The 471-nt window shown below is 38.9% G+C and carries 1 protein-coding gene; it reads left to right on the plus strand.

Features of this window, described 5'->3' with window-relative positions; all coding sequences use genetic code 11:
* Positions 1 to 402: transposase (locus STRDD11_RS13320; RefSeq protein WP_164828519.1), on the plus strand; the 402-nt coding region annotated here is incomplete at its 5' end.
* Positions 403 to 471: the final 69 nt, after the last annotated feature.

Raw genomic sequence — 471 nt, forward strand, 5'->3', positions numbered from 1 at the left:
TCTTTAAGCGAAGAAGAAATCATCCAAACATATGGTAAACGGTGGGCAATAGAGGTTTATTTCAAGATGTGCAAGCAATATCTGCGCTTGACACGTTGTCAAAGCCTTTCTTATGATGAACTCTTTGGATATACAACAGGAGTCTGTCTTGCCTATAGTATGATTGCCTATCAAGGACGTTTAGATACGGATCAGAGGAGTTTTGGCGACCTCTTTTTCATCATGGGCAGAGAAATCGAAGACCTTAGTTTTAGACAAGCACTTCATTACCTACTTCAGCTGTTTATGGAAAAATTGGAAGAGACAGGGCTTCTTACTGATAAAGTCCTTGAATCTTTAGTTGATACCTTTTTGGATCAAGCTCCAAAGTTACTAACCAGATGGTTTCAAAGAGCTGATTAGCATTATTTTGTGTCTAAACTCTTGAGGGATAAGGGGTTACGGGAGATTTGATGGTTACAAGTTTGAGTT

It is taken from the genome of Streptococcus sp. DD11, assembly GCF_001578865.1.
Taxonomy (GTDB): Bacteria; Bacillota; Bacilli; order Lactobacillales; family Streptococcaceae; genus Streptococcus; species Streptococcus panodentis.